This is a genomic window from Synechococcus sp. R3-13 (assembly GCF_047462195.1).
Lineage (GTDB): Bacteria > Cyanobacteriota > Cyanobacteriia > Thermostichales > Thermostichaceae > Thermostichus.
The window spans coordinates 1-8,075 of the sequence record NZ_JANSIO010000315.1 but is presented as its reverse complement, the minus strand read 5'-3'; the positions used below and the strand labels follow the sequence as shown (position 1 = coordinate 8,075).

Sequence of the window (8,075 nt, the reverse complement as noted above, 5' to 3'; positions counted from 1 at the left end):
CAGAAGGGGAGAGTCGGCGGCTTTGGCAACGGCAGGCCGGGCTCTTCGATGGCCGCGAGCAGCTCAATGCCACCGAAATCCTCAAGCGGGGCTTGTACAAAGTGCTGCCGGAGCTCTTCCGCGAGCTGGATGAAGACCAGATTGCCGCTTCCTACCCGGATCTCACCGCTGGCGTAGCCGGCTACCTCAAAACCCAAGGGCGACGGGAACGAGAGCACTTCGAGCAGGCCTGTCAGGCAGTGGAGGCCCGCTACCCGGAGGTCAGAGGGGTGCTGCGGGAAATGCGGGGCAAATGGGGGATCCCGTGGGCCGACCGGCAGAACCTGCGCTACCATCCCCGTCTGCTCAATGCCGGTTGGCTGGTGGAAGACCTGGAGCTGGACGAGGAAACGCAAAGAAGCTACCGGCAGGACATCGAGACGCTTCTAGGCCGCTACTACCCCAGCGTTAACCCCGCCAGTTGGTACGTGCTGGCTGCCGGGGATGGGGACGACATGGGCAAATGGCTCAGGGGTGAGAAGATGAAATCCTACTACGACTATCTGCCTCAACCCCTACAGCGGCTGGCCAACGGGCAAACGGAAGCCATTGGCGAGGTCTTTGGCAAGGACAAGGAGGAGCTGGAGCAAGTCAAAGACGCTTTTCAGAAGTTTGTCAAAAACAGCCGCAAGCGCATGGGGCCTGCCACCCACAGCGCCCTAAGCCGCGCCCTGCTGGATTTTTCCGGCCAGTTGGTGCCCTACCTAACAGAGCAACGCTATGCAGGCAAGCTCATCTACGCCGGCGGGGACGACGTTTTGGCCTACACCAACCTCTGGGAGTGGGATGGCTGGCTGTGGGATATTCGCCAGTGTTTCCGGGGGGGAGAGGATGACTGGCGGGAGTTTGAGAACCTGGGGGACTACTGGCAGTGGAAAAAAGGGCGGCCTCCCGAAGGTTTGAGCCAGCGCCCCCTCTTTACCCTGGGATCCGCAGCCACCATCAGCTTCGGCGTGGTGATTGCCCATCACTCGGTGCCTCTGGCCATTGCCCTGGAAAACCTTTGGCAAGCGGAAGAAGAAGCCAAGAGCCACCTCTATGCCCATGGCTGCCCCAAAGACAGCGTGCAGGTGCGGGTGCTGTTTGCCAATGGCAACCAACTGGTGAGCACCTGCAAATTCGACACGTTCGACAAGTGGAAAGACCTCCTTGATTTTGACTGGAAGCTCATGGGCCAGCAGCAGGATCAAAGCTCTTTGTTTGAACAAGCGGCCCAGCTTTGGGAGCAACACCCAGCTCCGAGCCTAGAGGCAGTGCGCGAGTGGGCCCGGTTGTTCTGCAGCCGCCGGGATCTCTTCAAACAGGAATCGGAGCAGAAAGAGCACTTCCAGAACAAGCTTGTGGAGTTTATCCAGCATTTTTGGCAGCACAGCCTACCCGCCCAGCCGCAGGCGTGGGATCTGGAGATCAAAAACTGGTTCAAGTTGGCAGCTTTTGTGCTGCGCAACCGCACCGTGAAATTGGGGAGGAACAGCCGATGAGTTGGTTTACCCTATCACCCCTGGATGTGTGGATGTTTCGAGATGCCAAGCCCTTTGCGCCGGGAGAGCGGGCCTGGGCCAATAGCAGCTTTCCCCCCAGTGGCCACACCTTGGCCGGGGCTGTTCAAGCCTACCTGGGCCAGCCGATGACGCTGCGGCTGCGGGGCCCCTTTCTCTGCCACGACGAAAGGCTCTATTTCCCCGCCCCTCTGCATCTGGAAGACGGATTCCCCCTTGTTCCCGTTCCTTGGTTGGACAAGACGGATCCCTACTTCCATTGCCACTGGGATCCCACCCGGCCAGCCCCCTTGGTTTCCTTGAGGCCGGTAGAGGAGGAACCCGAAGGCAGCCAGAGCAGCAAGAAGAAAAAAACGGGAGGCTACCTGCCCTTCGAGGTGGTGCAAAAGGCGCTGGAAGGCAAAGGCTGGGATCTCAGCCAGGCCGTTAAGCCGCCGTTGAAGTATGAAGTACGGCCCCACAACACCCTGCAGGTGAGCAAGCGGCAAGTGCGAGAAGCCGATGGCTACTTTGTGGAGACCTGCATCCGTCTTCAGCCGGGCTGGAGTTTGGCCCTTTCCATCGAGGGCTGGGATCCAGATCGCGAAGCCTGGGATCCCTTGCCCCTGCAGCAAGAAGTGGTTGTGCGGCTGGGGGGAGAAGGCCACGGTGCCTTGCTAGCCCCTTGTCCGAAGTTGCAGGCGCAGTGGCAGCAGTTGCAGGCCCTTTCTCAGGCCGCCTTTTGCCAAGCCCGACGCGCTTTGGCCTACTTAGCGACCCCAGGTGTGTTCATCAAGAAGGTGGACGGGCGTTCCCTCTGCCGTGCCTGGCCGTGGGAATGGCGATTGGCCACTCCCCATCCTGCTCACTCCCTCACCGGCCCCCTGGTGAGCGTGGCCACCGGCAAGCCCGTTCCCATCAACGGCCGCCTGCGGGTAGATCACCCCCAAGAGCCGCGACAGATGAGCCTACCCGCTCCTCAAGTTTTTGCAGCGCCTCCTGGCAGTGTCTACTACCTGGAGCAACCGGCCCCCCTCAACCAAGAAGAGCCCGAGCTAGAAGATGGCCGGCTCAACGTGTTCCACCGCTGGCGGCTTTTGGGCTACAGCGAATTGCTTTGGCTCCGTTGGGCCGACTGAGCGCAGGTGTTTGAAGTTCTGTTTCAGAGTTGATGAAGGAGTGTTTTCCCATGGCTTTTCACGTAGTCTATCTCACCTTGTTGACCCCTCTGCACACTGGCGGCACCACCCAAGAAGGCAACCTCTTGGGCATTGCCCGCGAATCCCACACCCATTTACCCTACATCCCTTCCAGCACCATTCGGGGCAGGTTGCGGGCCAGCGTGGCCGATAAAGACAAAAAATTTGAGCTCTTTGGCAACGAAATTGGGGAAGGGGATCAGCTGACCCAGGGATCCATTTGGATTGGAGATGGCTCCTTGCTTTGGATCCCGGTGCCCTCCCTCAGCCACGGGGTGGTGTGGATAAGCTGCCCGCTTCTGCTCAAGCGCTGGCTGCGGCTAACAGGCCAGAATCTGTCAGTGCCGGATCCCTACAGTACGAGCTTGGGCACTAACCGCCCCATTTACCTCAAAGATGCCATTCTCAAAGAGGGTCTTCGACAATGGTCGGAATGGAAGAGCTACACCAAAGATCCTAATATCAGTCGCGTGATTGTTTTACCCGATCAGCACTGTGCCACCCTCATTCAAATGAGCCTGTGGCGGCAGGTGAAAGTCAAGCTTAGCGAGCACAAGGTTGTGGAAGGAGGCTTCCGCTATGAAGAGGCCATTCCTCCTGACAGCTTGATGTACTTTACCTGGGGGGTTACAGCCCAAGCAAATGGCAGTTCTGAGGAGGCAATGAAAGAGTTTCGAGATCTGCTGCAATCCAACCAGATTATGCAGATTGGCGGCCAGGAAAGCTTGGGCCGAGGCTTTGTGGAGCTGTCTTTGAACTAGATCTCAACCTAGGAGGGAGGTTTTATGAATAGCTTTGACCCGCGTACATTAGCCAAGCCCGTTTACGAATCCCTGTGCCAGCTCAGAGCACAAACCAAGGATACAGAAAGGCTAAAAGAGCAGAAGAACCAGGCTGTGGAGCTGTACACCTATCTTTCCACCTGGGGTTTGCTGCGCCTCAAGGCCGAAGAAGATGCCCTTAGCCAAGAGGGCAAAAAAGAGGTGGTCAAGGAGTTTTTCGATTGCCTAGAAAAGATCTCCGGTCAAAACGAAATTGCCAAATCCAACGGCCTGGATCGTCTCATGGGGTTGGGAGTTGAAGAGTACCTGGGTTTAACAGGGCTGGGACTTGCTTTGGCGCAAGAATTCAGCTTCTGGGCTACAGCCATTTACCATGACGTTAGCGGGGGGGACTAATGAGTGTAGCTGTTCCAATCCAGTCTATTTCCCTGTATGAAGGAAGCCAAGTGGTTATCCATTCGCTGACTTGGCAAGACTTTGAGAGCATTTTGGAGGAGTTAGGGGAAGACCGCCACACTCGCGTTGCCTATTACAACGGCACTTTAGAGATTATGTCTCCCTTGTCCAAACATGAGCGCCCTCACCGCATTGCCGGAGATATTGTGAAAGCTCTCCTTGATTCTCAAGGGAGAGACTGGGAAGATTTTGGCTCAACAACCCTTAAAAAGTCTGGCAGTGCTGGGGTAGAGCCTGACACCTGCTTTTATGTCCATCACCTGGAGCAGGTGCGAGGGTGTGAGGGAAGGATCGATGTCGATCTGTTGCCTCCGCCTGATCTGGCCATTGAGTCCGACGTTACTTCCCGGACCTTTATCGATGCCTATAAAGCTATTGGCGTGCCCGAAGTTTGGATCTTGGGTGAGCGAAGTTTGCGGATATTTATTCTGCAGGGAGAAGACTACGTAGAATCGAGCTGCAGCCGGCTTTTTCCAGACTTCGACATCTCCAGTCTTGTACCTCAACTTATTCGACGCGCCTTAGAAATTGGCACCAGCGCCATGTTGCGCGAATTTCGGGAAACGCTTCGCAATTCCTAATACTGCTTTCCAGCTTTAGGAGAAGATCAAATGCCTAGCAATCGTCCTGCTCCCTGGTTAGGACATCCCTTGGATCCCAACCCCAGCCCAGATCCCACAGCGAGCTTTATTGAATATCTGCGTTGGATGAGGGCTCCAGCAACTCCTTTCAAAGACGGAGCCAAAGTCGATCTGGTGCACCAGGCAGAAGCAAAGGCAAACTACGGAGCGCGTCTTCAAGTTCTGAATGCTCGCATCAAACGCATTGCCGGAGAAAAAAACACTTTTCAGGTCACCTGTTCCTGGCGAATTCGGGTAGGCGGAGCCAAAGGCCCGGAGAGCATGCTGCTGCCCGCTTTTGATCACTTAGGGATCCCCTACATTCCCAGCTCCACCTTGCGGGGGGTAGCCCGCGCCCAGGCTATTCGAGAGTTGATGCAGAAGCACAATCTGTCTTGGGAGGAGGCAGATAAAGCAGTGGCACCCTGGCTTGGGCACCTGGAAGCTGAGGATAAAGATAGTGCTGGCAAGGTGATCTTTTTGGATGCCTACCCTGTGCCGACCAAGACTCAAAAACAAGGGGATCCTGATAACTCCAGGTCGGGAGGCTTGGCTGTTGATATTGCCAATAACGTTTGGAGATGGAATGGCAACAGCTTGGAATATAAAGCAAATCCCAATGTCTTTTTCTCTCTCAAACAGGCCACGTTTTTAATCGGGATCCGCAAAGGCCCAGGCTGCACCGACGAGATGTTAGCCCAAGTGAAAGAATGGCTCATCCGCGGGCTGGAGCAAGGAGTGGGATCCCAAGTCAATACCGGCTACGGTCGGCTGATTCAAACTGGCAAAACTCTATCTCAATACAAGGGAGAATTCTTGCGGCTGCCTTTTGAGCTGGAGGGTCAGTTGATCCACGGGCGGCAAGTGGTCAACTGGAGACCTGATAAGAACCGGTATGACAACAAATCAATTGCCGAAGTCCGACCGGTAGCCTTTAAGAACATGCTGCGCTACTGGTTTCGAACCTTTGCCCTGGGTGTTTTGCCCGTGAAGCAGGTGCAGGAATGGGAGGGGCAACTTTTTGGGGCCATCACTCCCCAGCAAAAACATGGCTGGATCCATGTGGATCTTTTGAAGGGGCGAGTAACTCAACCAGAGCCGGAACCCAACCAAGCGGGAAGGGGGGAGCCTGCTGGACAGCAAGAAGGGATCCTCATTCTCAGCCTTTCTGAGGAGTGCTACAACCATGCTTCAAAGGAGAAGCAGGAAGCAGTGCAAAAGCTCTTTCGGAATCTGACCTGGATGCTGTTTCATCTGGGAGGTATTGGCCAGGGGGCAAGAAGGCCCTGCTACTCTCGCCAAGACCGCGGTAGAGCTCCTTGGTGGCGGGGATCCACCCTCATTCCCAACTCCGAAGATTCATTTTGGAATCTGCCAGAGTCGGTAGAGGAATTCCAGAAACTCTTTCAGAAGCGGCTGCGGGGCTTTTTTGAAGCACTCCAGGTTTTGACTGGGCAGGCCATTAATCCCAGCAATCCCAGGAGCTTTGGTCAGGTCAGCAAAGAAAAGTGGCCTGAAGCTGTGGATGCCCATTGCAGGATTGTAGTCTGCAGCGGCGAGGAAGACTCCAGCAAGCCCTATGCCCTGGCTACCTTACATCGTCTGGGCCGACAGGGTGAAGGCCGGTATGACAAATTCTTATGTGGAGGTGTTCAGGGAGGTGTGGTGCCGTCCCCTGTCTGGATTGCGGACTTGGATGACTATCAGGTGGTTACCGTTTTTGGGGCAACTGCGAATCCTAGGAAAACATATCTTGAAAACCTTGAGAGAAGAGCAGTTGGCTTTGCTCAAATCTGGCCATTCCGGTAGTAGGAGGTTAGAGGAGGCTCAACATGTCGAGAAGGAAAATCAACGTCAAAGCTCTAACAAGTCTAATCACAGCTTTAATCAACGGCTCAATCACACTGGCCATCTTACTGATTGCCCCTTTGGGATTGGCAGCCGTAATTACAAACACGATCCTTGTCATGATTGCCAGCTTCTTTTCGGGCAGTCTGGCCGAGATCGTGATGGGTTTCTTGTCAAGTCCTGAAATTGATGTTGAGATTTTACCGGAGCGTGGCCGCTCTAAACCCGGCAATGCCATAGAGCAGAGGCGAGGCGCTGAAGATCTGCGTCGTCATGACGAATAATGCGAACTTTATATGTCTCTCAGCAGGGGTGTAGGCTAAGCCTTAAGCAAGAGTTCGTAATGGTCTATTTGGGCGAGTCGCTCTTGCAGGAGGTGCCTCTACCCTTGCTGGAGCAAATTTTAATCTTTGGCCGATCCCAGGTCACCACAGACGTAGTGAGAGCGTGCCTGAGGCGGAATATTCCTATTGCCTATCTCTCGCGGCTGGGCTACTGCTACGGTCGCCTTATTCCCATTGCAAGGGGCTACCGCCGCTTAGCTCATTTGCAACAAGCGCTCCCTGAAGAATGGCGATTGCAAACGGCAGCCCAGATGGTGCGAGCCAAGCTGCTCAATAGCCGGGTGCTGCTGATGAGGCAGCTCAGGCAACGCCCCACTGAAACAGGGGATCTGACCCTGCGCAGTCTGGAACATTTGGCTGCTCAAGCTCTTGAGGCCAAGTCTCTAGATCAATTGCGGGGCATTGAAGGAGCGGCTGCGGCTCTGTATTTCCCGGAATTGGGAAATTGCCTTCAGCAAAGGGGCTTTGTTTTGCTTAACCGCACTCGACAGCCGCCCACTAACCCGGTTAATGCCATGCTCAGCTTTGGCTACATGGTGCTCTGGAACCATCTATTAACCCTGATTGAGCTGCAAGATTTGGATCCCTATCAGGGTTGCTTGCACGCTAGCAGTGAACGCCATGCTGCTCTGGTTTCGGACTTACTGGAAGAATTTCGGGCGCCTATTGTAGATTCAATAGTCCTCTGGCTGATCAACAAGGGCATTATGAACATCGAAGAAGACTTTGAGTATCGCGATGGTGGCTGTTTTCTAAGTGATAGTGGCAGGAAAAAGTACCTTACAGCTTTCATCCAAAGAATGGAGGGATCCATCCAGACCCCTGACGGAGATCAACCCCGCTGGGATCTGCTAACGCAGCAAGTTAAAAAGTTTAAGCAATCCGTCTATAATCCTCAAGATTTGTACCAGCCCTACCGGATTCGCTGATGTTTCTTTATGTTGTTACCTACGATACTCCCTGCGACAAGCGACGCAAGAAAATTGCCGACCTGCTAGAAGGCTACGGCAAGCGCGTGCAATACAGCGTGTTTGAGTGCGTCCTCGACAAAGACAAGTTCGAGGAGCTCAAACTGCGGCTCCGCAAGAAGATCAAGCCCGAGGAAGACAGCGTCCGCTTCTATCCGCTCACTAGCTATGTCCTCGCCCAGGTGGAAATCTGGGGTGGGCCTGCCCTGACTGCACCCCCCAGCTCGGTCATTGTGTAGCTCAGGCAAGTCTCTTCCTACTTAAGCACTCGGTGTTTCCAAAAGCACACTCAAACGGTATCAACGCCTGCGCGAGCGATCCGCCAAAAGCCGCAAAGGCCG

General features: G+C 54.9%; 9 protein-coding genes. All 9 read left to right on the top strand.

Annotation, left to right across the window (positions count from 1 at the left end; translation table 11 throughout):
* Nucleotides 1-1,520: type III-B CRISPR-associated protein Cas10/Cmr2 (gene cas10, locus NW856_RS09825; protein WP_414400035.1), on the top strand; the 1,520-nt coding region annotated here is incomplete at its 5' end.
* Nucleotides 1,517-2,656 (top strand): type III-B CRISPR module-associated protein Cmr3, encoded by a 1,140-nt coding sequence (locus tag NW856_RS09820; protein WP_414400034.1) that lies wholly within the window; start codon nucleotides 1,517-1,519, stop codon nucleotides 2,654-2,656. The genes cas10 and NW856_RS09820, both read left to right, overlap by 4 nt.
* A gap of 50 nt (nucleotides 2,657-2,706) precedes the next feature.
* Nucleotides 2,707-3,477 (top strand): type III-B CRISPR module RAMP protein Cmr4, encoded by a 771-nt coding sequence (gene cmr4, locus NW856_RS09815; RefSeq protein ID WP_414400032.1) that lies wholly within the window; start codon nucleotides 2,707-2,709, stop codon nucleotides 3,475-3,477.
* A gap of 24 nt (nucleotides 3,478-3,501) precedes the next feature.
* A complete protein-coding gene (locus tag NW856_RS09810) occupies nucleotides 3,502-3,894 on the top strand; it encodes a hypothetical protein (RefSeq protein ID WP_414400031.1) in 393 nt (130 codons plus the stop codon).
* Nucleotides 3,894-4,535 carry a Uma2 family endonuclease gene (locus NW856_RS09805; protein ID WP_414400029.1) on the top strand — a complete coding sequence of 214 codons (642 nt, stop codon included), beginning with the start codon at nucleotides 3,894-3,896 and terminating at the stop codon, nucleotides 4,533-4,535. Before NW856_RS09810 ends, NW856_RS09805 begins: the two co-directional genes overlap by 1 nt.
* A 30-nt stretch (nucleotides 4,536-4,565) precedes the next feature.
* Entirely contained in the window at nucleotides 4,566-6,383 is a 1,818-nt protein-coding gene (locus NW856_RS09800) for an RAMP superfamily CRISPR-associated protein (RefSeq protein ID WP_414400028.1), read from the top strand.
* Between the two features lie 23 nt (nucleotides 6,384-6,406).
* Nucleotides 6,407-6,706 (top strand): CRISPR-associated protein Csx18, encoded by a 300-nt coding sequence (csx18, locus tag NW856_RS09795; protein ID WP_414400026.1) that lies wholly within the window; start codon nucleotides 6,407-6,409, stop codon nucleotides 6,704-6,706.
* Complete coding sequence (gene cas1, locus NW856_RS09790) at nucleotides 6,706-7,695, top strand: CRISPR-associated endonuclease Cas1 (RefSeq protein WP_414400025.1); 990 nt, start codon at nucleotides 6,706-6,708, stop codon at nucleotides 7,693-7,695. Before csx18 ends, cas1 begins: the two co-directional genes overlap by 1 nt.
* Nucleotides 7,695-7,973 carry a CRISPR-associated endonuclease Cas2 gene (gene cas2, locus NW856_RS09785; protein WP_414329659.1) on the top strand — a complete coding sequence of 93 codons (279 nt, stop codon included), beginning with the start codon at nucleotides 7,695-7,697 and terminating at the stop codon, nucleotides 7,971-7,973. Before cas1 ends, cas2 begins: the two co-directional genes overlap by 1 nt.
* The last annotated feature ends 102 nt before the right edge of the window (nucleotides 7,974-8,075 follow it).

Coding starts and splice junctions, on each gene's coding strand:
- cas2 (WP_414329659.1), top strand. CDS start 7,695: ATGTTTCTTTATGTTGTTACCTACGATACTCCCTGCGACAAGCGACGC.
- NW856_RS09800 (WP_414400028.1), top strand. CDS start 4,566: ATGCCTAGCAATCGTCCTGCTCCCTGGTTAGGACATCCCTTGGATCCC.
- cmr4 (WP_414400032.1), top strand. CDS start 2,707: ATGGCTTTTCACGTAGTCTATCTCACCTTGTTGACCCCTCTGCACACT.
- cas1 (WP_414400025.1), top strand. CDS start 6,706: ATGCGAACTTTATATGTCTCTCAGCAGGGGTGTAGGCTAAGCCTTAAG.
- NW856_RS09810 (WP_414400031.1), top strand. CDS start 3,502: ATGAATAGCTTTGACCCGCGTACATTAGCCAAGCCCGTTTACGAATCC.
- NW856_RS09805 (WP_414400029.1), top strand. CDS start 3,894: ATGAGTGTAGCTGTTCCAATCCAGTCTATTTCCCTGTATGAAGGAAGC.
- csx18 (WP_414400026.1), top strand. CDS start 6,407: ATGTCGAGAAGGAAAATCAACGTCAAAGCTCTAACAAGTCTAATCACA.
- NW856_RS09820 (WP_414400034.1), top strand. CDS start 1,517: ATGAGTTGGTTTACCCTATCACCCCTGGATGTGTGGATGTTTCGAGAT.